The sequence below is a fragment of the Simplicispira lacusdiani genome (assembly GCF_003604195.1).
Lineage (GTDB): Bacteria > Pseudomonadota > Gammaproteobacteria > Burkholderiales > Burkholderiaceae_C > Simplicispira > Simplicispira lacusdiani.
Genome location: NZ_QXGR01000006.1, coordinates 252055 through 277331 on the forward strand (window position 1 = coordinate 252055; position 25277 = coordinate 277331).

Annotated in this window: 21 protein-coding genes; 11 read left to right on the forward strand and 10 right to left on the reverse strand. The window is 65.9% G+C overall.

Annotated elements, in window-relative coordinates; all coding sequences use genetic code 11:
• Nucleotides 1–97: 97 nt before the first annotated feature.
• From dapC to D8S75_RS10745, 6 genes are read left to right on the forward strand one after another with little or no spacing between them, the layout of a single operon-like run.
• The gene (dapC, locus tag D8S75_RS10720) at nt 98–1312 is read left to right on the forward strand and encodes a succinyldiaminopimelate transaminase (protein ID WP_119966320.1); all 1215 of its coding nucleotides are present in this window, start codon (nt 98–100) and stop codon (nt 1310–1312) included.
• Nucleotides 1309–2142 carry a 2,3,4,5-tetrahydropyridine-2,6-dicarboxylate N-succinyltransferase gene (gene dapD, locus D8S75_RS10725; protein WP_119966321.1) on the forward strand — a complete coding sequence of 278 codons (834 nt, stop codon included), beginning with the start codon at nt 1309–1311 and terminating at the stop codon, nt 2140–2142. Before dapC ends, dapD begins: the two co-directional genes overlap by 4 nt.
• Before the next feature lie 52 nt (nt 2143–2194).
• Complete coding sequence (locus D8S75_RS10730) at nt 2195–3364, forward strand: PilT/PilU family type 4a pilus ATPase (RefSeq protein WP_119966322.1); 1170 nt, start codon at nt 2195–2197, stop codon at nt 3362–3364.
• Between the two features lie 18 nt (nt 3365–3382).
• Nucleotides 3383–4573: a succinyl-diaminopimelate desuccinylase gene (gene dapE, locus D8S75_RS10735; protein ID WP_119966323.1), complete on the forward strand. Its 1191-nt coding sequence runs from the start codon at nt 3383–3385 to the stop codon at nt 4571–4573.
• The gene (prmB, locus tag D8S75_RS10740; RefSeq protein ID WP_119966324.1) at nt 4570–5502 is read left to right on the forward strand and encodes a 50S ribosomal protein L3 N(5)-glutamine methyltransferase; all 933 of its coding nucleotides are present in this window, start codon (nt 4570–4572) and stop codon (nt 5500–5502) included. The genes dapE and prmB overlap by 4 nt, the downstream gene beginning before the upstream one ends.
• Complete coding sequence (locus D8S75_RS10745; RefSeq protein WP_119966325.1) at nt 5503–7554, forward strand: ABC-F family ATP-binding cassette domain-containing protein; 2052 nt, start codon at nt 5503–5505, stop codon at nt 7552–7554.
• A 320-nt stretch (nt 7555–7874) separates the two neighbouring features.
• On the opposite strand, the gene phbB is transcribed toward D8S75_RS10745, so the two are convergent.
• The 4 genes from phbB to phaC all read right to left on the reverse strand — a co-directional run bounded on the left by phbB (nt 7875) and on the right by phaC (nt 12651).
• Nucleotides 7875–8612, reverse strand: a complete 738-nt coding sequence (gene phbB, locus D8S75_RS10750) for an acetoacetyl-CoA reductase (RefSeq protein ID WP_119966326.1) — start codon at nt 8610–8612, stop codon at nt 7875–7877.
• Between the two features lie 180 nt (nt 8613–8792).
• Nucleotides 8793–9569 (reverse strand): EAL domain-containing protein, encoded by a 777-nt coding sequence (locus D8S75_RS10755; RefSeq protein ID WP_119966327.1) that lies wholly within the window; start codon nt 9567–9569, stop codon nt 8793–8795.
• Between the two features lie 104 nt (nt 9570–9673).
• A complete protein-coding gene (locus tag D8S75_RS10760; RefSeq protein WP_119966328.1) occupies nt 9674–10852 on the reverse strand; it encodes an acetyl-CoA C-acetyltransferase in 1179 nt (392 codons plus the stop codon).
• Nucleotides 10853–10944: 92 nt separating this feature from the next.
• Nucleotides 10945–12651: a class I poly(R)-hydroxyalkanoic acid synthase gene (phaC, locus tag D8S75_RS10765; protein ID WP_119966329.1), complete on the reverse strand. Its 1707-nt coding sequence runs from the start codon at nt 12649–12651 to the stop codon at nt 10945–10947.
• A 123-nt stretch (nt 12652–12774) separates the two neighbouring features.
• Here phaC and D8S75_RS10770 point away from each other — a divergent pair, with 123 nt between their 5' ends.
• On the forward strand, nt 12775–13080 hold the full coding sequence (locus D8S75_RS10770) for a hypothetical protein (RefSeq protein ID WP_119966330.1): 306 nt from the start codon (nt 12775–12777) through the stop codon (nt 13078–13080).
• On the opposite strand, the gene pgeF is transcribed toward D8S75_RS10770, so the two are convergent.
• Together pgeF and D8S75_RS10780 are read right to left on the reverse strand one after the other, a co-directional pair.
• A complete protein-coding gene (gene pgeF, locus D8S75_RS10775; RefSeq protein WP_119966331.1) occupies nt 13000–13827 on the reverse strand; it encodes a peptidoglycan editing factor PgeF in 828 nt (275 codons plus the stop codon). The two genes, D8S75_RS10770 and pgeF, sit on opposite strands and share 81 nt — an antisense overlap.
• Nucleotides 13824–14252, reverse strand: coding sequence for a MarR family winged helix-turn-helix transcriptional regulator (locus D8S75_RS10780; protein ID WP_119966332.1), 429 nt, complete (start codon nt 14250–14252; stop codon nt 13824–13826). The genes pgeF and D8S75_RS10780 overlap by 4 nt, the downstream gene beginning before the upstream one ends.
• A gap of 91 nt (nt 14253–14343) precedes the next feature.
• Between D8S75_RS10780 and D8S75_RS10785 the strand changes: the two genes are divergently transcribed.
• Together D8S75_RS10785 and D8S75_RS10790 are read left to right on the forward strand one after the other, a co-directional pair.
• Nucleotides 14344–15039 carry a fumarylacetoacetate hydrolase family protein gene (locus tag D8S75_RS10785; RefSeq protein WP_119966333.1) on the forward strand — a complete coding sequence of 232 codons (696 nt, stop codon included), beginning with the start codon at nt 14344–14346 and terminating at the stop codon, nt 15037–15039.
• Nucleotides 15040–15112: 73 nt separating this feature from the next.
• Nucleotides 15113–15664, forward strand: a complete 552-nt coding sequence (locus tag D8S75_RS10790) for an NUDIX hydrolase (protein WP_119966334.1) — start codon at nt 15113–15115, stop codon at nt 15662–15664.
• Nucleotides 15665–15710: 46 nt separating this feature from the next.
• Here the strand turns inward: D8S75_RS10790 and D8S75_RS10795 are convergent, their stop codons facing one another.
• Nucleotides 15711–18338 (reverse strand): penicillin-binding protein 1A, encoded by a 2628-nt coding sequence (locus D8S75_RS10795; protein ID WP_119966335.1) that lies wholly within the window; start codon nt 18336–18338, stop codon nt 15711–15713.
• A 492-nt stretch (nt 18339–18830) separates the two neighbouring features.
• Between D8S75_RS10795 and D8S75_RS17455 the strand changes: the two genes are divergently transcribed.
• The gene (locus tag D8S75_RS17455; RefSeq protein WP_157982633.1) at nt 18831–19454 is read left to right on the forward strand and encodes a hypothetical protein; all 624 of its coding nucleotides are present in this window, start codon (nt 18831–18833) and stop codon (nt 19452–19454) included.
• A 157-nt stretch (nt 19455–19611) separates the two neighbouring features.
• Nucleotides 19612–20580 (forward strand): hypothetical protein, encoded by a 969-nt coding sequence (locus tag D8S75_RS17460; protein ID WP_157982634.1) that lies wholly within the window; start codon nt 19612–19614, stop codon nt 20578–20580.
• Nucleotides 20581–21080: 500 nt separating this feature from the next.
• Here the strand turns inward: D8S75_RS17460 and rssA are convergent, their stop codons facing one another.
• From rssA to D8S75_RS10820, 3 genes are read right to left on the reverse strand one after another with little or no spacing between them, the layout of a single operon-like run.
• Nucleotides 21081–22010: a patatin-like phospholipase RssA gene (rssA, locus tag D8S75_RS10810; protein ID WP_119966337.1), complete on the reverse strand. Its 930-nt coding sequence runs from the start codon at nt 22008–22010 to the stop codon at nt 21081–21083.
• Nucleotides 22007–24094 (reverse strand): NAD-dependent DNA ligase LigA, encoded by a 2088-nt coding sequence (ligA, locus tag D8S75_RS10815; protein WP_119966338.1) that lies wholly within the window; start codon nt 24092–24094, stop codon nt 22007–22009. The genes rssA and ligA overlap by 4 nt, the downstream gene beginning before the upstream one ends.
• A gap of 15 nt (nt 24095–24109) precedes the next feature.
• On the reverse strand, nt 24110–25225 hold the full coding sequence (locus tag D8S75_RS10820) for a cell division protein FtsZ (RefSeq protein WP_119966339.1): 1116 nt from the start codon (nt 25223–25225) through the stop codon (nt 24110–24112).
• Nucleotides 25226–25277: the final 52 nt, after the last annotated feature.

Consider the following 25277-nt stretch of genomic DNA (forward strand, 5'->3'; position numbering starts at 1 on the left):
CACTGTACTGACATCCAGTCGCCAAGGCCACCGTGCAGTGCAGCATGGGTCCATGGCGGCCCATGCCGCCGGGCACCTTCGCCCATAATGGCGCCCCATGAACCCCCTGCTTTCCCACCTGCAGCCCTACCCGTTCGAACGGCTGCGCCAACTCTTCGCGGGCGTGACCCCGCCCGCCGCCTACAGCGCCATCAGCCTGGGCATGGGCGAGCCGCGCCATGCCACGCCGCCGTTCATCAAGGAGGCCCTGGTGGAAGGCCTGGGCGGCCTGGCCAGCTATCCGGCCACGGCGGGCGAACCGCGCCTGCGCGAGGCCTTTGCCGGCTGGCTGCAGCGCCGCTACGGCCTGGCCGTGGACGCGGCCACGCAGGTGCTGCCCGTCAACGGTTCGCGCGAGGCGCTGTTCGCCTTTGCCCAGACGGTGATCAATCCATCGAAGGGCGACGCGATGGTCGTGAGCCCGAATCCGTTCTACCAAATCTACGAAGGCGCGGCCCTGCTGGCCGGCGCCACGCCGTATTTCGCGCCCAGCGACCCGGCGCGCAACTTCGCGGTGGACTGGGACAGCGTGCCGGAAACGGTGTGGCAGCGCACGCAACTGCTGTTCGTCTGCTCGCCCGGCAACCCCACGGGCGCCGTGATGCCGCTGGCCGAATGGGAAAAGCTGTTCGCCCTGTCCGACCGCTATGGCTTCGTGATCGCCTCGGACGAGTGCTACAGCGAGATCTACTTCCGCGACGAACCACCGCTGGGCGGCCTGGAGGCGGCGGCCAAGCTGGGCCGAAACGATTTCCGGCGCTTGCTGGCCTTCACCAGCCTGTCCAAGCGCAGCAACGTGCCGGGCCTGCGCAGCGGCTTCGTGGCCGGCGACGCGGAACTGGTCAAATCCTTCCTGCTCTACCGCACCTACCACGGCAGCGCCATGGGCCCGGCCGTGCAGAACGCCAGCATCGCCGCCTGGAACGACGAGGCGCACGTGGTGGAAAACCGTGCCATGTACCGCGAGAAGTTCGCCCAGGTCACGCCGCTGCTGGAGCCAGTGATGGACGTGCGCCTCCCCGACGCCGGTTTCTACCTCTGGGCGGGCGTTCCGGCCCATCTGGGCATGAGCGACACCGAGTTCGCGCGCGCCCTGCTGGCTCAATACAATGTCACCGTGCTGCCCGGCAGTTACCTGGCGCGCGAAGTGGCAGGCGCCAACCCTGGTGCCCAGCGCGTGCGCATGGCCCTGGTGGCCGAAACCGCGCAGTGCGTGGAGGCCGCCCAACGCATCGTCCAGTTCATCCAATCCCGTACCGTATCAAGCCAATGACCCAAAACCTGCAGAGCACCATCGAATCCGCGTGGGACAACCGCGCCAATCTCTCGCCCGCCAGCGCGCCCAAGGAAGTGCTGGAGGCCGTCGAGCATGTCATCGCCGAACTGAACAACGGCAAGCTGCGCGTGGCCACGCGCGAGGCCGTTGGCCAGTGGACGGTGCACCAGTGGATCAAGAAGGCCGTGCTGCTGTCGTTCCGCCTCAAGGACAATGAACTCATCGAGGCCGGCGACCTGGGCTTCTACGACAAGGTGCCGACCCGCTTCGGCAACCTCAGCGCCGACGAAATGGCCGCCACCGGCGTGCGCGTGGTGCCGCCTGCCGTGGCGCGCCGCGGCAGCTTCATCGCCAAGGGCGCGATCCTGATGCCGTCCTACGTCAACATCGGCGCCTACGTCGATGAAGGCACCATGGTCGACACCTGGGCCACCGTGGGCTCGTGCGCGCAGGTGGGCAAGAACGTGCACCTCTCGGGCGGCGTGGGCCTGGGCGGCGTGCTCGAACCCCTGCAAGCCAACCCCACCATCATCGAGGACAACTGCTTCATCGGCGCTCGCTCCGAGGTGGTCGAAGGCGTGATCGTGGAGGAGAACTCGGTGCTGGGCATGGGCGTGTACATCGGCCAGAGCACCCCCATCTTCAACCGCGACACAGGCGAGATCAGCTATGGCCGCGTGCCCGCGGGCAGCGTGGTCATCAGCGGCAGCTTGCCGAAGAAGACCAAGACCGGCCAGGACTACGCCACCTACGCCGCCGTCATCGTCAAGACCGTGGATGCGCAGACGCGCTCCAAGACCAGCCTGAACGACCTGCTGCGCGACTGACAGGCAACCCGGCGCAGGCCCGCACCAGCACCCAACATCGAGGGAGTACACCATGAGCACGATGGAGCGAATCCTGCGCCTGATGGCCGAGAAGAAGGCCTCTGACGTCTATTTGTCGGCCAACGCACCGGCGCTGATCAAGATCAACGGTGAGTGCATCCCGATCAACAACCAGGTGCTGCCGCCGGATGCGCCGCGCAACCTGCTCTCCGAGGTCGTCCCGCCCGACCGCATCGAAGAGCTGGAGGAGACGGGCGAGCTCAACATGGGCGTGCCCCTCACCGGCGTGGGGCGCTTTCGCGTCAGCGCCATGCGTCAGCGCGGTAGCTACGCCGTGGTGATCCGCTTCATCAGCCAGCAGATCCCCGAGCTGGCCGACCTGAACCTGCCTGCGGTCCTGGGCGACCTGATCCTGGAAAAACGCGGACTGATCCTGGTGGTCGGCGCCACCGGCTCGGGCAAGAGCACCTCGCTGGCCTCCATGATCGACCGGCGCAACGGCCTGATGTCGGGCCACATCCTGACCATCGAGGACCCGGTCGAATACCAGTTCCGCAACAAGAAATCCATCGTCAACCAGCGCGAGGTGGGCAGCGACACCCAGTCGCTGCAGATCGCGCTGAAGAACGCGCTGCGCCAGGCGCCCGACGTGATCCTGATCGGCGAAATCCGCGACCGCGAAACCATGTCGGCCGCCATCGCCTACGCGCAGTCGGGCCACCTGTGCCTGGCCACGCTGCACGCCAACAACAGCTACCAGGCGCTCAACCGCATACTGAGCTTCTACCCCGTGGAAGTGCGCCCCACCATGCTGGGCGACCTGGCCTCGGCGCTCAAGTCCATCGTCTCGCAGCGCCTGGTGCGCACCGCCGCCGGCGAGCGCCTGCCCGCCGTCGAGGTCATGCTCAACACCAAGCTGGTGGCCGAGCTGATCGAGAAAGGCGACTTCTCGGGCGTGCGCGAGGCCATGGAAAAATCCATGGCCGAGGGCTCACAGACCTTCGAGGAGGATCTGGCGCGCCTCATCATGCAGAACCGCATCGACCGCAAGGAGGGCCTGGCCTACGCCGACTCGCCTACCAACCTCATGTGGCGCCTGCAAAACGACTTCTCTCTCGCCGCCAAGGCCGCACAGGCCAGCAAGGACGCGCGGGATGCCCAGAACCAGGACGACGCGCCCTCGTTCACCGAAATCGTGCTGGACATCAAGCCCGATACCTGACCCTCTTTCCGTTTCCCCATGTCTCGAACCCTGCACCTGGCCGAACAGCTCATCGCCCTTCCCTCCGTCACCCCCGACGATGCAGGCTGCCTGCAGCTGCTCGCCCAGCGCCTGGCGCCCCTGGGCTTCATCAACCAAGCGATGGACAGCGGCCCGGAGTCCTTCCGCGTCAGCAATTTGTGGTCAAAACGCACCGCAACGCCCACCAATAAAGCGCCAAAAGCTATCAAAACAATAGCATTCGCCGGCCATACCGACGTCGTGCCCACCGGCCCGCTGGAGCAGTGGAGCAGCGACCCGTTCAAGCCCACGCACCGCGACGGCAAGCTCTACGGGCGCGGCGCCAGCGACATGAAGACTTCCATCGCCGCCTTCGTGGTGGCAGTGGAGGAATTCCTGGCCGCCACCCCCGAGCCGTTGCTGAACATCGCCTTCCTGCTCACCAGCGACGAGGAAGGCCCCTCGGTCGACGGCACCAAGGTGGTGGTGGAGCAACTCCGTGCACGCGGCGAACAGCTCGACTACTGCATCGTCGGCGAACCCACGTCGGTGCAGAAAACCGGCGACATGATCAAGAACGGCCGGCGCGGCACGCTCAGCGGCAAGCTCACGGTGCGCGGCATCCAGGGCCACATCGCCTACCCGCACCTGGCGCGCAACCCCATCCACCAGGCCGTCCCGGCCCTGGCCGAACTGGCCGCCACGCGCTGGGACGAGGGCAACGCCTTCTTCCAACCCACAAGCTGGCAGATGAGCAACATCCATGGCGGCACGGGCGCGAGCAACATCATTCCCGGCGCCGTGGTGATCGACTTCAACTTCCGCTTCTGCACCGAATCAACGGCCGAGGGCCTGAAGCAGCGCGTGCACGCCGTGCTCGACCGGCACGAACTCGAATACGAACTGCAGTGGACGCTGGGCGGCCAGCCCTTCCTCACCACGCCCGGCGAACTGGTGCAGGCCGTGCAGCAGGCCATCACCGCGGAAACCGGCCTCGCCACCGAACTCTCGACCACCGGCGGCACCAGCGACGGCCGCTTCATCGCCACGCTGTGCCCGCAGGTGATTGAACTGGGCCCGCCCAACGCCAGCATCCACAAGATCGACGAGCACATCGCCATTGCCGACATCGAGCCGCTGAAGAACATCTACCGCCGCACGCTCGACAACCTGCACGCCCAGGCCCTGGCCGCCGCGGCCACCGCATGAGCACCGCCCCTACGCCAGCCTTGCCGGCGATCGCGGGCAATACCGTGGGTGCCCTGGTCGCATCGGGCGCCCGCCTGCTGGACGCCGCAGGGGTTTCGTTCGGCCACGGCACCACCAACGCCCGCGATGAAGCCGCCTGGCTGGTGCTCTGGCGCCTGGGCCTGCCGCTCGACACCCCCCTCGGCGACGATCCGGATTCCATAGAAAATCAGCCTGTAGCGCCCGCCCAGCAAGCGCTGGTAGCTACACTTTTTGAAGAACGCATCGCCACGCGCAAGCCCGCCGCCTACCTCACGCGCGAAGCCTGGCTGCAGGGCGTGCCGTTCTACGTGGACGAGCGCGCCATCGTGCCGCGCAGCTTCATCGCCGAACTCATCGCCGACGGCGGTTTCGACGACTGGCTGGGCGAACACACCCAGAACGTGCTCGACCTGTGCACCGGCAACGGCAGCCTGGCGGTGCTGGCCGCCATGGCCTGGCCCGACATCCGCGTCACTGGCGTCGACATCTCGCCCGACGCGCTGGCGGTGGCCCGCATCAACGTCGACCGCCACGGCCTGCAGGACCGCATCGCCCTGCAGCTGAGCGACGGCCTCGCCGCCGTGCCCGGCCCCTGGGACCTGATCCTGTGCAACCCGCCCTATGTCAACGCCGCCAGCATGGCGCAGTTGCCCGCCGAATACCGCGCCGAACCCGAGCTGGCCTTGGCCGGCGGCAGCGACGGCATGGACTTCATCCGCCAACTGCTGCAGGGCGCCACAGCCCGCATGACCGAGCACGCCGTGCTGGTGCTGGAAATCGGCAACGAACGCCCGTATTTCGAGGCGGCGTTCCCCAACCTTCCGGTGTTCTGGCTCGACACCAGCGCGGGCGAAGACCAGGTGCTGCTGGTGACCCGCGAAGCCCTATCCCGCTTTTCCCCTTCCTGAATGATCATTCTCAAAAACGTCACCTTGCGCCGCAGCGTCAAGGTGCTGCTCGACGGCGTCAGCGCCACCATCAACCCCGGAGAGAAAGTCGGTCTTGTCGGACGCAATGGCGCCGGCAAGTCCAGCCTGTTCGCGCTGCTCAACGGCTCGCTCCATGAAGACGGGGGCGATTTCAGCATCCCTGCGCAGTGGCGCATGGCGCAGGTGGCGCAGAACATGCCCGAAACCGACGAATCGGCCACCGATTTCGTGGTAGCTGGCGACACCCGCCTGGCCGAGCTGCAGGCCCAACTGGCCCGCGCCGAGGCGGAAGACGACGGCATGGCCATCGCCCATGCCTACACCGACCTGCACGACGCCGGGTCCCACGACGCCGTGCCGCGCGCCCAGGCGCTGATCCTGGGCCTGGGCTTCAAGGTGTCGGAGCTGGGCAAGCCCGTGAACAGCTTCTCGGGCGGCTGGCGCATGCGCCTGCAGCTGGCGCGCGCGCTGATGTGCCCGAGCGACCTGCTGCTGCTCGACGAGCCCACCAACCACCTCGACCTCGACGCCCTGGTCTGGCTCGAAGCCTGGCTGCAGCGCTATGCCGGCACGATGATCGTGATCAGCCACGACCGCGAGTTCCTCGATGCCGTGACCAACGTCACCATGCACATCGACAACGCCCAGCTCACGCGCTACGGCGGCAACTACAGCAAGTTCGAGGACCTGCGCGCCGAGCAGCTCGAACTGCAGCAGGCCAGCTACGCCAAGCAGCAGGAAAAGATCGCCCACCTGAAGAAGTTCATCGACCGCTTCAAGGCCAAGGCCAGCAAGGCCAAGCAGGCGCAGAGCCGCGTCAAGGCGCTCGACCGCATGGAGAAGATCGCGCCAGTACTGGCCGATGCCGAGTTCACCTTCGAGTTCAAGGAGCCCACCAACCTGCCCAACCCGATGCTGGCGATCACCGACGCCGCCTTCGGCTACCGCACCGAGGACGGCCAGGAAACCACCATCCTGCGCCAGGTGAACCGCTCGGTGCTGGCGGGCCAGCGCATCGGCATCCTGGGCGCCAACGGCCAGGGCAAGTCGACGCTGGTCAAGACCATCGCCCGCGAGATGAAACCGCTGGCGGGCACCATCACCGAGGGCAAGGGCCTGTCGATCGGCTATTTCGCCCAGCAGGAGCTGGACGTGCTGCGCCCTGCGGACAATCCGCTGGAGCACATGGTGCGCCTGGCCAAAGAATTGGGGCCCAACGCCCGCGAATCGGGGCGCGAGCAGGATCTGCGCAACTTCCTGGGCACCTTCAACTTCACCGGCGACATGGTCAAGCAGACCGTGGGCACCATGAGTGGTGGCGAAAAGGCGCGCCTGGTGCTGGCCATGATCGTCTGGCAGCGCCCCAACCTGCTGCTGCTGGACGAACCCACCAACCACCTGGATTTGGCCACGCGCGAGGCGCTTTCGATGGCGCTCAACGAGTTCGAGGGCACCGTCATGCTTGTCAGCCACGACCGGGCGCTGCTGCGCGCCGTCTGCGACGAGTTCTGGATGGTGGGCCGGGGCGCCGTCGGACCGTTCGACGGCGACCTGGACGACTACCAGCGCTACCTGCTCGACGAGGCCAAGCGCCAGCGCGAGCTGGCCCGGCTGGAATCCACGGCCGACAGTCTGCCCTCCCCTGGCGCAGAAGCCCAATCCGCTCCTGAAAGTGAAGCAGCTAGCGCAGAGCCATCAAGCCCTGGCAGCCAGAATGATGCCCAAAAACCGGCGGCCGCCCCCGTGCGCGACGCACGCGAACAGCGCAAGCTCGACGCCCAGGCCCGCCAGCAGCAGGCCGAAAAGCTGCGCCCGCTCAAGCGAGAACTGGAGCAGGTGGACAAGCGCCTGGCCGCCCTGGCCAAAGAGCGCGCGGAGCTGGAAGAGCGGCTGACCCAGCCCCTGCCGCCGGCCGAGATCGCCGACTGCGGACGCCGGCTCAAGGCCGGCAACGACGAGACCGAGGGACTGGAAGAACGCTGGCTGGAGCTGTCGGCCCAGATCGAGGAGGCCTCGGCGGCGAGCGCCTGAAGCCTATTGTTTCATGCTGGTTTTCGGTGTTTTTGCAGACCAGGCAAATGCATTTAGCTATCGAAAGAATAGCAAATCGACGGACGGCAAAAAATATTCATTTCGCGTGTCAACGGTCTGTTCGGGGCCTGCGTTGAAGACTCATCACAGGAGCTTTCCCCATGAACATGACCTCTATCCTGACTGCCTGGCCCGAAGACGAACGCGACCGCAAGCGCGCTCCCGTCCGCCTGTAAGCACCAGTCAATCGTCAAGACGTTTTTACTCCTCCAATAAAAAACCCCGCTTTCGCGGGGTTTTTTATTGGCCGCTGAAAACGCTCAGCCCATGTGCAGGCCGCCATTGACCGAGAAGTCGGCCCCGGTGGCGTAGCCGCCCTCTTCCGAGGCCAGCCAGGCGATGATGGAGGCGATCTCGCTGGGCTCGCCCAGGCGCTTGACGGGCACCGTGGCCACGATCTTCTCCAGCACGTCGGGGCGGATGGCCTTGACCATGTCGGTGCCGATGTAGCCCGGGCTCACGGTGTTCACCGTCACGCCCTTGGTGGCCAGCTCCTGCGCCAGGGCCATGGAAAAGCCGTGCATGCCGGCCTTCGCGGCCGAGTAGTTGGTCTGGCCGGCCTGGCCCTTCTCGCCGTTGACCGAGCTGATGTTGATGATGCGGCCCCAGCCCTTTTCCACCATGTCGGCCACCACCTGCTTGGTGACGTTGAACATGCTGTTGAGGTTGGTCTCGATCACCTGGTCCCAGTCCTCGCGGGTCATCTTGAGGAACATGCGGTCGCGCGTGATGCCGGCGTTGTTCACCAGCACGTCGATCGTGCCATGCTCGGCCTTGGTCTTGGAAAAGGCCGCGACGGTCGAATCCCAGTCGCCCACGTTGCCCACCGAGGCGTGGAAGGTGAAGCCCAGCGCCTTCTGCTCGTCCAGCCATTTCTGATAATCGCGCGTGGGGCCGCAGCCGGCGATGACCGTGAAGCCTTCCTTGTGCAAACGCTGGCAGATGGCGGTGCCGATCCCCCCCATGCCGCCCGTGACATACGCTACTTTCTTGCTCATCTGACTTTCTCCTTGTTGCTTCTCGGTACTCGATTCCACTCTAACCAACATTTGCGCCCATGCGGCTGAGGAAAACACCAACCTGGCATTTTTTGGCAAAAATTTGTCATCCGCATGACTCCGCGAACGCCGCGCACCGACACGGTGCACGCGGCGCCACCGCCAATCCTCCAGTGCAGGCTAACCGCCCGACAAAGGGAGCGACTCCCAGCCCGGCCGGGCAAAGTGAAAGCCCTGCTGGTAGCGGATGCCCAAGGAATGCAGATACTGCGATTCGGCCTCGGTTTCAATGCCTTCGGCAATGATGTCGATGCCCAGCCGCTCGCACACCAGTTCAATGCCTCCCGCGATGGCCTGCCGAACCGGGTCCTGGTCGATGTTCCGGATCAGTTCCATGTCGATCTTGAGCACATGGGGCTGGAACCGCGTGAGCATGTTCAGCCCCGCGTAGCCTGCGCCGAAGTCATCGATGGCCGTGATCAGACCCTGGCGGCGATACTCGTTGAAGATGGCCTTGAGGTGCTCGCCATGGTTCAGGGGTTCGTTCTCCGTCACCTCGAACATGATGCGGTAATGGGGAAACGAAAACTCCCTTGCCGCCTCCATGGTGGCCCGGATACAGGTTTCCGCCCGGTACACCGCATTGGGCAGGAAGTTGATGCTCAGACGGCAGTTGGACAAAGCCGTCAGGCCCAGCCGGGACGCCAGTTCAATGGCTTTGACACGGCAGGCCTGGTCGAACCGATAACGGTTGCTGTCATCGACCCACGACAACACGGTGGCGGCCGATTCGCCATCCGCTCCGCGCACCAGGGCCTCGTAGGCAAACGGACGGCCCGTTTCCAGATCCATGATGGGCTGGAAAGCCATGGTGAACTCGAAGGGCAGCAGCGACTTGTCCTTGCACGCGGTGCAACCCACCGGTTCGAAGGGCTGGGCAAAAATCGTCGTGGTCATGTGCGGTCTATCGTAACGCACGGACATGCTCAGCGCAGCCATGGGGATCGCCATGAAAAAGCCGCGTCGAAACGCGGCTTTTGGGGAGGCGCGGCGGCGAAAACTCAGCGTTCCAGCGCCATCGACACGCCCATGCCGCCGCCGATGCACAGCGCCGCCATGCCCTTCTTCGCGTCCCGGCGCTGCATTTCGTGCAGCAGCGTCACCAGCACGCGGCAGCCCGAGGCGCCGATGGGGTGGCCGATGGCGATGGCGCCACCGTTCACGTTCACCTTGGCGGGGTCGATGCCCAGCTCCTTGTTCACGGCGCAGGCCTGGGCGGCGAAGGCTTCGTTCAGCTCGAACAGGTCCACATCCTGGGCGTTCCAGCCGGCGCGCTGCAGCGCCTTGCGCGAGGCCGGCACCGGGCCCATGCCCATGGTGGCCGGGTCCAGGCCGCTGGTGCCGTAGGCGGCGATGCGCGCCAGGGGCTTGAGGCCCAGGGCGGCGGCCTTCTTCGCGCTCATCACCACCACGGCGGCGGCGCCGTCGTTGATGCCCGAGGCATTGCCCGCCGTCACGGTGCCCGCCTTGTCGAACGCCGGGCGCAGCCCGGCCAGCGCCTCGGCGTTGGTCTTGCGGTTGAGGTACTCGTCCACGTTGAAGAGGATGGGGTCGCCCTTCTTCTGCGCCAGGCTCACGCCCACGATCTCGTCGGCGAAGCGGCCCGCGTCCTGCGCGGCGGCGGCCTTCTGCTGGCTGCCCAGGGCCAGGGCATCCTGCATCTCGCGCGTGATGCTGTACTGCTTGGCCACGTTCTCGGCGGTGATGCCCATGTGGTACTGGTTGTAGACGTCCCACAGGCCGTCCACGATCATGGTGTCCACCATCTTCCAGTCGCCCATGCGCTGGCCGTCGCGCGAGCCGTTGAGCACGTGGGGCGAGAGGCTCATGTTCTCCTGGCCGCCGGCCACCACGATCTCGCTGTCGCCCGTGGCGATGGCCTGGGCCGCCAGCATCACGGCCTTGAGGCCCGAGCCGCACACGGCGTTGATGGTGAGCGCCGGGGTTTCCTTGGCCACGCCGGCCTTCATCAGCGCCTGGCGCGCGGGGTTCTGGCCCACGCCGGCAGCAAGCACCTGGCCCATGATGACCTCGCCTACCTGGTCGGGCGCGACGCGGGCGCGCGCCAGCGCCTCCTTGATGACCAATGCGCCCAGATCGGTGGCCGGCGTCTTGGCCAGCGCGCCGCCGAACTTGCCCACGGCCGTGCGGACGGCCGAAACGATAACGATGTCTTCCATGGAATGTCCTTCAGTCAGTCAGGGTGGATCGGTCGGGGCAGGCGCACGCCCCTTCACTGCGGATTACCCGCCCATTCTCGCCGCCGTGCAAGTCAGGACTTTTGCTTAACGTAGCGGCCCGGCGCGGGCTCGATGGCCTTGAACTTGGCACCCTTGCCGTAGGCCTTGGGCGCGGCGACCTGCTTGCCCGCGTGGCCCTGGAGCCACTGCGACCAATCGGTCCACCAGCTGCCCGGGTGTTCGGTGGCGCCTTCGAGCCAGGCGCCCAGCGTCGGCGGCAGCTTGCCGTCGGCGCGAATCCAGTGGCTGCGCTTGCCCTTGGCCGGCGGGTTGATCACGCCCGCGATGTGGCCCGAGGCCCCCATGACGAAGCGCTTCTTGCCCGCCAGCACCTGCGTGGAGGCGTAGGCCGCGTTGATGGGCACGATATGGTCCTCGCGCGAGCCGTAGATGTAGGCCGGAAGCGTGATGCGCCCCAGGTCGATCTTCTCGCCGCACACCGTCAGCTTGCCGGGCTTGACGAGGTTGTTCTCCAGGTAGAAGTTGCGCAGGTACCAGGCGTAGAACGGCCCGGGCAGGTTGGTGCTGTCGCTGTTCCAGTAGAGCAGGTCGAACGGCGGCGGCGTCTCGCCCTTGAGGTAGTTGCCCACCACGTAATTCCACACCAGGTCGTTGGGGCGCAGGAAGCTGAAGGTCGAGGCCATGTCCTGGCCCTTCATGAGGCCGCCCTGGCCCATCTGCAGCTCGCGGAACTGCACCATGGCCTCGTCGATGAACACGTCGAGAATGCCGGTGTCGGTGAAGTCGAGCAGCGTGGTCAGGAAGGTGGCGCTCGCCACCGGCTCCTCGCCGCGCGCGGCCAGCACGGCCAGCGCGTTGCCCAGGATGGTGCCGCCCACGCAGAAGCCCAGCGCGTTGATCTGCGGCGTGCCCGCGATCTGACGCGCCACCTCGATGGCCTGGATGGCGCCGTCCTGCACGTAGTCGTCCCAGGTCTTCTGGGCCAGCGATTCATCGGGGTTGCGCCAGCTCACCACGAAGGTGCGGTGGCCCTGCTCGACGGCGTAGCGGATCAGCGAGTTCTCCGGCTGCAGGTCGAGGATGTAGAACTTGTTGATGCACGGCGGAATGAGCAGGAACGGCCGCTCGTACACCTTGGCCGTGAGCGGCTTGTACTCGATGAGCTGGAACAGCTCGTTCTCGAACACCACCGCGCCCTCGGAGGTGGCCACGTTGCGGCCCACCTCGAACACCGTTTCGTCGGTCATCGACACATGGCCCTGGCGCAGGTCGTGCAGCAGGTTGGCCAGCCCCAGGGCAATGCTCTCGCCCTGGGTCTCGATGGCCTTTTTCTGCGCCTCGGCGTTGAAGGCCAGGTAGTTGCTGGGCGCCATGGCGGCGATCCACTGCTCCACGCCGAAGCGGATGCGCGCGCGCGTCTTGGGGTCGGCCTCCACGGCCTCGGCCAGGCCCATGAGGGTGCGCGCGTTGAGCAGGTAGGCCGCCGCCGAGAAGGTGGCCACCGGGTTCTCGGCCCAGCCCTGGCCGGCGAAGCGCTTGTCCGACGGCTGGGCCGGCGTGCCTTGCAGGCCCTGCAGCCAGAGCTTGCCGGCCTCCTCCACATACTGCTGCTGCAGCGCCTGGAGCTTTTCCGGCGCGATCTTCACGGGCGCCGCCGTGGCCGCCGCCGCGCCGACGTGCTCGACCGGCGGAAGCGACTGCAGCGCCTTGGTCCAGCCCTCGCTCAAGATCTGCTGCCATTGCTGGGCGCTCTGCGCCCAGAGGGAATCTGTATCCATGCTGCCTCCTGCTGTGGCCAAAAGCCCGCCCTTGGCAGGGCCTTCGCCCGGAATGTGGCCCGCCCCGCGGAGCCGTGCTGTTATGGTAACGCGGCTTTCCACCCGTTCACCCCACCCGCGCCGATGTATCTCGTCCTCATTGCCTGGCTTTACGTCACCCTCATGATGGCCGTGGCCGAAGCCGCCAGCCCCACCGGAACGCTGCTGGGCGCGCTCGTCACCTTCACGCTCTACGGCCTGCTGCCCATGGGCATCATCGGCTACATCCTGGGCACGCCCGGACGCAAGCGCAAGATCCATGCCCGTGAGATGGCCGAGCGCGCGGCGGCGGCCGAGGCGCAGGCCGCGTCAGCCGAGCCAGATACAGGCGGCCATGCGCCCGCTGCCGCCGAGGGCGGCGCTATCGCGCCGGTGCGAAAAGAACCGTGAGGGCCGCGAGACGGTGCACCAGTCCGGGCCGCCGTCGTTGCCATGCACGCTCGTGATGCCCAGCGCCGCCAGCCGCTGGCGCGCCAGGCCGGCCAGGTCGGCCAGGTACTTGCCGCCGCCCTGGTCCGTGAAGTGCCGTGCCGCAGCGGCATCGTGCGCGCAGAAGGCCGCGCGCACCTCGGCCCCCACCTCGAAGGCCCGGGGGCCGATGCAGGGCCCCAGCCAGGCCAGCGTATCGGCCGCATGCGCTATTGAATCCATAGCTTCCGGCGCTTGCCCAGCAAGCGCCAGTGCCGAAAAACCCTTGAAAACAGACTCCACCACGCCCACGCCGCCCTGGCCCGCCAGTCCGCGCCAGCCCGCGTGCGCCGCCGCCACCGCGCGGCCTTGCCGGTCGGTCAGCAGGATGGGCAGGCAGTCGGCCACCATGATGGTGCAGGCCAGGCCCGGCGTGGCCGCCACGCAGGCGTCGGCCACCATGCCATCCGGCAGCGCGGCGTGCAGGGCCGCCACCGCCGTGCCATGCACCTGCCGCAGGAACACCGGCCGCGCGCCGCCCAGCGCCGCCCCCAGCGCCGCGCGGTTGGCCCGCACGGCGCGCGGGTCGTCGCCTACATGGTCACCCAGGTTCAGGGTATCGAAAGGGGGGGCGCTGGCGCCGCCCGCGCGCGTGGTGCACAGCGCGCGCACATGGGCGGGCGCGGGCCAGAGGGGGCGCAGCCAGTCGGGGTGCGGGCCGCTCGTCATTCGCTGTAGACCAGCCGCTCCAGCAATTGCAGCAACCGTGCCTGGTCCTCGGGCGAGAGCGGCGCCATCAGGCGCTCCTGCACGCGCTCTGCCGGCTGCACCATCTGCTCCACCAGGGCCTCGCCCTCGGGCGTGATCCACAGCAGCTTGCGGCGGCGGTCGCGCGGGTCGCTCTCGCGCCGCACCAGCGCGCGCGCATGCAGCCGCGCCACGACGGCGCCCAGCGTGGCCGCATCCAGCGCCACGCGGCCCGCCAGCGTGATCTGGTCCTCGCCGGGCTGTTCAACCAGGGCGTTGAGGATGGCGAACTGCACCGGCGTCACATCGAAAGCGGCGGCCTCTTCCATGAAAAGCGCCACGGCGCGCTGGTGCGCGCGCCGCACCAAGTGGCCTGGCGCATGGTGAAAATCAAAGCTCTGTGGCATGCGCGCAGTGTATCCACTGCACGGCCGTCGCGCGCCCATGGCACACTCAGAATTACCCCTACCACTGCTTGAGAAGAAAGGCCCGGAACACATGAGCCACGCCTTCCCCCCCGCCCCCATCCCCAGCGTGCCCATCGTCGGCCGCGCCGAGCGTTTTCCCGTGCACCGCATCTACTGCGTGGGCCGCAACTACGAGGAACACGCCAAGGAAATGGGCTTCACCGGCCGCGAACCGCCCTTCTTCTTCATGAAACCCGCCGACGCGGTGGTGGCCGTGGAACCGGGCCAGACCGGCGAACTGCCCTACCCCAGCCTCACCGCCAACCTGCACCACGAGATCGAGCTGGTGGTGGCCATCGGCCAGGGCGGCAAGAACATCAAGGCGGCCGACGCGCTGCGGCACATCTACGGCTACGCCGTGGGCCTGGACATGACGCGCCGCGACCTGCAGAACGACATGAAGAAGCAGGGCCGCCCCTGGTGCATCGGCAAGGGCTTCGACGCCAGCGCGCCCATCGGCCCCATCACCCCAGCCGCGCAGGCCGGCGACGTGGCCCGGGCCGCCATCTGGCTGCAGGTCAATGGCACGGACCGCCAGCGCAGCACCGTGGCGCAGCTCATCTGGAACATCGCCGAGACCATCGAGCACCTCTCGGCCGCCTGGGAGCTGCAGCCCGGTGACCTCATTTACACCGGCACCCCCGAGGGCGTGGGCGCCGTGGTGCGCGGCGACCTGCTCGAAGGCGGCGTGGACGGCCTGGGCACGCTGCGCCTGCGGGTGGTGTGAGGCACTATATTTTCCATAGCTGCCTGCGCTTGCTCCAAAAGCGCGAAAGCCTGATTTCGTTCACAATCCTGGCATGACCTTCCGCAGCCCGATCCAACACTGCCGCGCCTGCGGCACGGCCGTGGTGTACCGCCTGCCCGACGACGGCGACACGCGCCAGCGGGCCATCTGCCCGCAGTGCCACACCGTGCACTACGAGAACCCGCTCAACGTGGTGGGCACCATTCCCGTGCTGGCGGACGGCCGCGTGCTGCTGTGCAAGCGCAATATCGAGCCGCGCTGGGGCAAGTGGACGCTGCCCGCCGGCTTCATGGAGCTGGACGAGACCACCGCCGAGGGCGCGGCCCGCGAAACCGACGAGGAAGCCGGCGCCCGCATCGAGATGGGCCCGCTGTTCAGCCTGCTGAACGTGCGCCGCGTCGGCCAGGTGCATCTGTTCTACCGCGCCACGCTGCTGAGCGACGCGTTCAACCCCGGCTACGAGACCATCGAGGCGCGCCTGTTCACCGAGGACGAAGTGCCCTGGGACGAACTGGCCTTCCGCACCGTGCGCGAAACGCTGCTGCGCTACTTCGCCGACCGCAAGGCGGGCGCGTTCGGCATGCACTGCGTCGATATCGAATAGCGGCGCCCCGGGTTTGCGCCGCTGCGGCAAGGCGCCGCGCGCCCGCTCAGGGGCGCGATTCCACAAAGAACGGCACGTTGTTCTGCGCCGCTGCCGGCGCGGGCACCACCACCCCGCGCTGCACCGGCGCCGTGACCACGACGCCCGGCTGTGGCAATTGCGCCGGTGGCATGGCGCCGGGAGCCGCCGGAGCGGACGCTGCCGGCCCGATGACGGGCGGAGTCGCCGGCCCCCCTCCTGGCCACGGCGCCGGCCCGCGCCACGCCGGCACGGCCTGCGCCGGCGAAGGCACCGCCCCCGGGCTGGCGGCCTCTGGCGCCTCGTCGTAGGTGACCGGCGGCAACGGTGGCGCCTGGGGCGTGGCGTTTTCCAGCGGCACCAAGGGCGCTTCGATGATCTCGGGCTGCTCCGCCGTGGCGGGCGGCGGCGGGGCTGCCGCTGTGCCTGGCGCGGGCACGGTGCCTGGGGTGTGGTCCGGCACGTCCGGCCCGCCCGTGCGGCGGCCGAACAGGTCGTACACCCAGTTGCGCACGCCGGCCACGGCGCTGCCGACCCAACTGGTTTCTTCCTCGTCGATGAAGCGCTGGCTGCTGTCGATCACCTTGGCGCGCAGCGCCTGCTGGAACACCTCGCCCACCATGGGCAGCGCGCTGTGCGCGCCCTGGCCCCAGTAATCGCTGCGCAGGGTGATGCGCCCGTCGTTGAAGCCCACCCACGCGCCGGCCACCAGCTGCGGGTGCATCAGGATGAACCAGCCGTCCGTGTTGTCCTGCGTGGTGCCGGTCTTGCCGGCCACGTCGGCGCTGATGCCGTAGCGGCCACGGATGGCCACGCCCGTGCCCTTGTCCACCACGCCGCGCATGGCGTCGCGCAGTTGCTGGGCGGCCGTCAGGCCCAGCACGCGCTCGGGCGCGGCGGGGGCGAACTCTTCCAGCAGCTTGCCGTTCTTGTCCTCGATGCGCGTGATGACCCGGGGCGCGCGGTAGCTGCCGGCGCTGGCAATGGCGCCGTAGGCCGCCACCATTTCCTTGAGGCTGACCGGGCTGGTGCCCAGGGCCAGCGCGGGCACCACGTCCAGCTTGGATTCGCGCACGCCCATGGCGCGCGCCAGTTGCGCCACGCGCAGCGGGCCCACCTGCTGCATGAGCTGCGCGGTGATGGTGTTCTTGGAGTACGCCAGGCCGTCGCTCAGCGTCATGGGCATATCGCTCGGCGGCTTGTTCCCGTCCGTGGGGCGCCACACCTGCTTGTTGCCCAGCGGGATTTCCACCGCTGCGTCCATCAGCGTGTCGGTGGGCAGCAGGCCCTGGTCGAACGCGGCGCCGTACACGAAGGGCTTGAACGTGGAGCCCGGCTGGCGGCGCGCGGCCTGCACATGGTCGAACGGGTCTTGCGCGAAGTCGCGGCTGCCCACCCAGGCGCGCACCTCGCCCGTGCGCGGGTCCATGGCCATGAAACCGGCCTGCACGCGCGTCTTCTCCTGCCGCAGCAAGCGCAGGAAGGCGGGGTCGGCCAGCAGGTCCTTCAGCGCATCGTCGGGCGCCGCGCCCTTGGCCACGGCGGCTTCGTAGCGCGCCGATTCGCGCACCAGTTGCCGCACCAGCGGGTTCTTGGGGTTCCAGGCGTTGCGCGCGGCCCAGGCCCCATCGGCCACGCCCTGCAGCGCCCTGCCCTGGCGCGCCACGGCCTGGTTGGCCAGCTGCTGCAGGCGGGAATCGATGGTGGTGCGGATCACCAGGCCGTCGGCATACAGGCTGTAGCCGTTGCGGTCGGCCCAGTCGATGAGCTGCTTGCGCAACTGCTGCGCCAGGTGCGGCGCGGGGCCGGCCGTTTCCACCTGCCGCTCGAAGCGAATGCGCAGCGGGCGCTTGCTGAGCGCGGCGTACTCCGCCTCGGCCAGCTTGCCGCGCTTCTTCATCTGCGACAGCACGGTGTTGCGCCGCGCCTGCGCGCGCTCGGGGTTGAGCACCGGGTTGTAGTAGGCCGTGCCCTTGAGCATGCCGATGAGCGTGGCGCTCTCCAGCACGTTGAGCTGGTCGGCCGACTTGTCGAAATAGGTGCGCGCCGCCATCTCGATGCCGTAGGCGTTGTAGAGGAAGGGCACCGTGTTCAGGTAGGTCTCCAGGATCTCGTCCTTGGAGTACAGCGCCTCGATCTTCAGCGCCGTGATGGCCTCCTTGATCTTGCGTGTGAGCGTGGGCGCGCGGCCAATGTCCTCGGGGTACAGGTTGCGCGCCAACTGCTGCGTGATGGTGGAGCCGCCCTGCTTGTCGCCCCCCAGCGTGCGCACCAGCGCCGACGCCGTGCGCCGCCAGTCCAGGCCCCAGTGGTTGTAGAAACGGTGGTCCTCGGTGGCGATCAGCGCGTCCACCACCGGCGGGGCGATCTCACTCAGCGGCACCCAGGCGCGGTTCACCCAGCGGTATTCGGCCAGCAGCTTGCCATCGGCCGCGACGAGTTGCGCCGGCTGCTCCGTCTTGGCCTTGCGGATGTCGCGGATGCCCGGCGTGAACGGAATCAGCACCAGCACATACAACAGCATCGCCAGCCCGGCGGCGATGAACGCCCAGAGTAGGCTGTGCAGCGACAGCAGCTTTTCAGGCCGCTGCAGCACACGCGCCCACACCGGCCGCAGCGCGGCCCAGCGCGTGCGCAGGAAAGCAGGGAAAGACATGGGGTTTAGAGTCAAAAGTGGCTCAAACGCTTGATGGGCAAGCGCTAGCAGCTATCAAATTGGGAGTTTTGCAGGCAGGATGGATTGGCTTGCAGATCGCCCATGCAGGGCGAGAGGTGCGTTGTTATACCGCCAATCGTTGGGAATTGCGGTTTGGGGTTGTAGCGGCCGAGGCCGTTGCAGGGTGCTTGATCGTGATGGTGCCTGGTGCTTGCGTTCGATCAATGGGAGACATTGATCCGCACTGCGTAAAGTAACTGGCTGTCATACTGCCAGTGCTGTGACCTCGGCACGCGAGAGATGGCGAGTTTGTCGGTTTGTTGTGCCTGTATATTTAACCAGCCCTCCTGGCTAAATCTATGATGCCAAACACTTATCATCGACTTGTTGAGCCATTTTATCCAGCAGATGAACGGGCATATCCGGCGATTTTCCGTCTGTATCAAAGCAATGCCTCGCAAAATCGGATTTTCCACGTACGCGGAAAGACATATGTCAAACAAAGTAATTCAGGAACAGTTCGGGCAAGCAATCATTGATGCGATGGCGAACTTCGCAAAAAATGACATCAAGGATGTGGCTGCACTTGAAGCAGAAGAGTTCGCTCATGTAGCGGACCCAGCCATGAAAACAGCCTTAGCCGAAACTCTTTACGGAGCGCGTTGGCTTTACAAACTAGGGTTGGCTCTCCTTGCAAACAATCAAGAGCAGTTTGCACATGTACGCGCACAGATAATTGACTATGCATCGGTTGCGGAAGCCTTGCTTGCTGACCTAATTGTTCAGGCTTATCGCAAAAAAAAGCTTCAAGGACAAAGGTGGCAATCCAAGCACGCTCGTGGGGCAACACCATTAATCTGGGACGAGGCAAACCCAGAGAAAACTGTCGTGCACACAACCTTCGAATGGAGAATCATAGTCGCACATGAGTCAGGTATTATCGATAGCAAACTGTCGGGCCAACTTAATGGCATTCGCACGAAACGCAATACCGTTCATCTTACTGCAAAGGTAAAAGCCGGCGTTAGCTACTATGCCGGCTTGGCCAAGCGTTCACATGCGGCCATGTTCGAAACGATTAAGCAAACAAAAGCTTGGTCAATTGCAAATCCTTAATAGTTCAAATCATCATGCGCTGCGGTCTGGCCTAACTGGTTGTTCAACAGCATAGCTACCATTTTCGCTAACAGCCGCCTGTTGACACGAGCATTGGACCCACATTTAATACGCTACTCCGTAAAACGTAAGGCTGCTGATTTTTCACGATGACCGTATGAACCTAAATCCTCTATCATTACTACTGACAGTCCTAGGCGGTCTTGTTGTCGCCGCCCTTCTTGGCTGGATAAGAAAACCCCGTCTAGTAGTTTTGGTTCCAAGAACCTTCTCCTATTCCCAGATTACAGAACGCGGCCAACTGGTTGAGATATCTGTATTTAATCGAAGCTTTAAAACAGAAGAGTCGATTGATGTAACGCTAAGCCCCACGATGTCTTATGAAATGCTTGGCGCAAATAGTCAGGATGTTGCAGTAGAAAAAAACAGAATCAAAATAAGCAGGATAGCCCCCTCCGATGAAGTCACAACACTATTAATTGTTGAGGGTGGCGTATTTAAGGCAGACGACATCAATCAAACAACATCAAAAGAAACCAAAGGAATCGTGGTTTCTAAGGTGGAAGACGTATCACCAACCGGACCACAAAGGATAGGTTTAGTGGCATTCTTCATTGGTTTTCCATTGGCTCTGTACGCAGGCTACTTGGGGCTGAATTCTTCTTTAAAAGCACCTCAGTTTTCGCCAATTTCTATGGCATCAGAAAGCGCAAATTCCGCCATCAAGCCGCCAAAGCAATGGATTGTTCCAGAATACTACAGAAGAACATCTCCAAAACTATTCGAAGCATTTGATAGCGAAAAAATAAATATAGAGATAGCTGAATCTCAGAGAAAATCTGATTTATTAACAATTCCTTTTAAAATAGAAAATAACACAGAAAAAATAATAAAAACCACGATCGACATGACCACAGCAGATTCGGAAAAGAAAATCAGATCATATGAAAGAAGAATATCTGACATCGTCGTTCTCCCTGGCACCAAGCAAGAAAGAAGTTTAAAGGTTGTCGTTCCATTAAATGCCGACAATGCCGCACAAAAAATCGTTTTTATCGACGCATTCCTTGAAACGAGTGATGGTGAAACACTCTCGATTAAACGTGAATATATCGCAAAAAAATAATGCAATTTAACGCATTGATGCGCCTGCCTGAATGCTATTGAAAATCGAACCTATGATCGTCCGGGATGCAATATTTAAGCAACTCACTCCGGTTGTTTGTCGTTTGTCATTGCTATCGGGACGAAGGCAACATCATTCGCTTTATCTCTGCTCGCAAGGCAACAACCCAAGAATCCAGGTTTTATCCGTAGAGGTGCCACATGCGCAAAGAGTACGACTTCTCCGCTGCAAGAAAGAATCCCTATGCAGCGCAACTCAAGAAGCAAATCACCATTCGGCTCGATGAAGAGTCCATCACGTACTTCAAGTACCATTTTTGAAGACGTTGGCATTCCGTATCGGAGCCTCATCAATTTGTACCTGCGAGACTGTGCGGCCTCGCACCGGAAGCTGAATCTCAACTGGAAGTAAGTTGTCTTGCGGCACGAGACGTCCAGCCATCTCATCGTCCAAAAGACACGGGCGCGCAACGCGCACCGCGTGAGTAAAGACAGAACAGCCTACACCGACCCCAACCCCAACTGCTGCAAAAACGGCAGCGTCTTCTCCGCCGCCCGCTGCCCCTCGGCAATGGCCTCTTCGGCGCGGTAGAAGTCCATCAGGCCCAGGTGGGCCAGTTGCGGGGCGATCACCACCTCGGGCGGGTCGCCGGCCATGCGGCTGCGGGTGATGCGCACCTGCATGATGTTGACGCTGGCCAGCACCACTTCCAGCAGCGATGGCGTGGGCACGCGGGCCGGGTCGGGGGTGGGCAGCAGGGATGCAAAGCCGTCCTGGAGGCGATCCAGCCAGCCGGCGGTGTCCTCATCGTCCTCCGGTGCCTCGGCGGGCGGCTTGGCCGCGCCGTTGGCGCCGGGCTTGCGCAGGTGGCGGCCCAGGATGTCGGCGTTCAGGTCCACGGCGATCACGATGTCGGCCCCCATGGCGCGCGCCAGGGACACGGGCACGGGGTTGACCAGCCCGCCATCGACCAGCAGACGGCCTTCGCGCTGGGCGGGCGTGAACAGGCCGGGCAAGGCCATCGATGCGCGCACTGCGTCGGCGGTGGAGCCGGTGCGCAGCCACACCTCGCTGCCCGAATGCAGGCCCGTGGCCACGGCGGCGAAGGGAATGTCCAGCGCCTCGATGGGGCGGTCGGAGAAGCGGCTGCGGAAGAACTCGATCACCCGCTCGCCCTTGAGCATGCCGCCCGCGAGCTTGAAGTCCATGAACGAGAACATCGTGCGCCCGGTCAGGCCGCGCGCCCAATGCTCGAAGCGGTCCAGCTCGCCCAGCGCGTAGGCCGCGCCCACCACGGCGCCAATCGACGCGCCGCACACCAGGTCGGGCTTGATGCCCGCCTGCTGCAGCGCGCGGATCACGCCGATGTGCGCCCAACCGCGCGCCGAGCCGCTGCCCAGGGCCAGGCCGATGACGGGTTTGCGGTTCATGCTTGCGGCTCCGTGGGTGCCGGTGCGGCCAGCAGGGCCAGCATGCCGGCCTCGTCGAGCACGGGCACGCCCAGCTCCTGCGCCTTGGCCAGCTTGCTGCCGGCCTCCTCGCCCGCCACGACGTAGTGGGTCTTCTTGCTCACCGAGCCGGCCACCTTGGCGCCCGCGGCCTCCAGCATGTCCTTGGCGGCATCGCGGCTCAACGTGGGCAGCGTGCCGGTGAGCACCACCGTCTTGCCGGCCAGCGGCAGCGTGGCGCGCTCGGCCGGGGCGCCCTCTTCCCAGGTGACGCCGCAGGCGCGCAGTTGCTCGACCACCTCGCGGTTGTGCGGCTGGGCGAAGAAGGTGTGGATGGCCTCGGCCACCACGGGGCCCACGTCGTTGACCTGCAGGAGCTGCTCCACGCTGGCGTCCATGATGGCGTCGAGCCCGCCGAAGTGGCGCGCCAGGTCCTTGGCCGTGGCCTCGCCCACGTGGCGGATGCCCAGGCCGAACAGAAAGCGCGGCAGCGTGGTCTGCTTGGACTTTTCCAGCGCGGCCAGCACGTTCTGGGCCGATTTCTCGGCCATGCGCTCCAGCGCGATGAGCGCCATGAGGCCCATGCGGTACAGGTCGGGCAGCGTGCGGATCACGCCCTGGTCCACGAGCTGGTCCACCAGCTTGTCGCCCAGGCCCTCGATGTCCATGGCGCGGCGCGCGGCGAAGTGCAGGATGGCCTCCTTGCGCTGCGCCGGGCAGAACAGGCCGCCAGTGCAGCGGTGGTTGGCCTCGCCCTTCTCGCGCACCACGGCGCTGCCGCAGACCGGGCAGGCCTTGGGCATTTGGAAGTTGGGCACATAGCCGCTGCGCTGGCCTGGCACCACGCCTACGACCTCGGGAATCACATCGCCCGCACGGCGCACGATGGCGGTATCACCCACGCGCACGCCCTTCTTGCGGATCTCGAACAGGTTGTGCAGCGTGGCGTTGGTGACGGTGACGCCGCCCACGAACACCGGCGCCAGCCGCGCCACGGGCGTGAGCTTGCCGGTGCGGCCCACCTGCACGTCGATGCCCTCGATGCGCGTGGCCATCTCCTGCGCCGGGTACTTGTGCGCCACGGCCCAGCGCGGCTCGCGCGTGACGAAGCCCAGCTGCTTTTGCAGCGCCAGGCTGTTGACCTTGTAGACCACGCCGTCGATGTCGTAGGGCAGCGCATCGCGCGCGGCGCCGATGCGCTGGTGAAACGCTATCAATTCAGAAGCGCCTTGCGCAATACCCGCTTGCTCCGCGACCGGAAAACCCCATGATTTTAGGCATTGCAGCACCTCGTGGTGCGTGGCGAACTGCACGCCTTGCACCTCGCCCAGCCCGTAGGCGAAGAACGACAGCGGCCGCTGCGCGGCAATGCCCGAGTCGAGCTGGCGCACGGCACCCGCCGCCGCGTTGCGCGGGTTGACGAAGGTCTTGCCGCCCTGGGCGCGCTGGCGCTCGTTGAGGGCGTCGAAATCGGCGCGGGCCATGTAGACCTCACCGCGCACCTCCAGCACGGGCGGCGCATCGGCCGGCAGCGCGAGGGGAATCTGGCGGATGGTGCGGATGTTGTGCGTGACGTCTTCGCCCACCTCGCCGTCGCCGCGCGTGGCGGCCTGCACCAGCTTGCCGTGTTCGTAGCGCAGGCTCATGGCCAGGCCGTCGAACTTGGGCTCGACGATGTATTCGACCGGCGGGTCCTCCGGCGTGAGCTTGAGTTCGCGCCGGATGCGCGCATCGAACGCCTCGGCGCCGCTGGCCTCGGTGTCGGTTTCGGTGCGGATGCTGAGCATGGGCACGGCGTGCCGCACGGGGGCTAGGCCGTCCATCACGGCGCCGATCACGCGCTGCGTGGGCGAATCGGGGGTGACCCAATCGGGGTGTTCGGCCTCCAGCGCCTGCAGGCGCTGGTAGGCGCGGTCGTATTCCGCGTCGGGCACGCTGGGGGCGTCCTGCACGTAATACTCGTGCGCCCAGCGGTTGAGCTGCTCGCGCAGCGCTTCAATTTCGATAGCTGCTTGCGCCCGTCCATCGGGCGCTGGAGGCGGAAAAAGCTCCAAGTTTTCAGTCATGGGCGGCAGGCCCCGTCAACTGAAGAGCCTGCGGGCCTGCGGCGAGCCGGCGGAAAGGTCGCGGCCGTCGAGCTGGTCGTAGAGCTGCTCCAGATCGGCGGCGATGGGGTCCATGGCCATGGCGGGCAGGGGCTGGCCGTTCTGGTCGCACAGCAGGCCGTCCATGGCCTTGCACAGCACTGCGGCCACGTCGCGCAGGCGGGCGAAGGGCTGCTCGGCGCGGTCCACCTGGGCCACGTCCAGGCTCAGCGACAGTTCGCGGATGGCGGACTGCTCGGGGTCGTCCGACAGCGCGGCCTGGGTGTCGAAGGCCAGCACCAGCACGGGCATGCGGCCCGGCCCGTCCGAGGGCAGCACCAGGCGGCCCGGAATGGCGCCGGGCACGAAGCCCAGGCGCGCGGCGTTCTGCTGCACGTAGCCGGGGCTCCAGGCGGCGTGGCGGGCGCGCAGCAGGAAGGCGAGCTGCGCGTCGTGCTCGCTGGCGAACTGGTCCAGCTCGCGCGCGCGGGCCACCTCCTGCAGCATTTCGGGAAACTCGGGCGCGGCGTTGATGGCGTCGGCGAAGGCCTGCGCCTTGACGACGAATTCAGAGAACTCGATCTCGTTGAGCGCGCCCAGGCGGTTGGCCAGTTGCACGCCGGCCTGAAAGGCCCGGTAGCGCTGGCCCGGGGCCGGGGTTTCCCACTGCTGCGTGGCCTCGTTGAAGCCTTCGATGGCGAAGGGCTTGCTGCCGGCGCGGCGCGTGGGCGGCAGCGCGGCCAGCGCGGCCTCGCCCGGCACGGACTGCTCGGGCACGAGGGGGGCGATGGCGTCGATCAGCGGGTCGAGCACGGGCCAGCGGTCGTGCGCCAGCGGCGGCGGCGCGGGCAGGTCGAGGGCATCGTCGATATCGACGCCATGGATGGCCGGGTCGGGCCCGTGGTCCAGGCCATGCACCGCGCTGGCGGGCACGGCGGGGATGTCGTCGTCCAGCGCGGGCTCGTGGCGCTGCGCGGGTTCGGCCTTGCGGTCGCCCTCGGGCGGCAGCGCCTTGCGCGGCGTGTTGCGGTGCGTGGTCCAGGCGTTGTAGGCCACGATCAGGGCCAGCAGCAAGGCGCCGATGACGGCGAGGCTGATTTGCAGGGTGCTCATGGGTCGAAAAGAATAGGGGAATCAGTGTCTCATGGAGCGTCACGCCACCCGC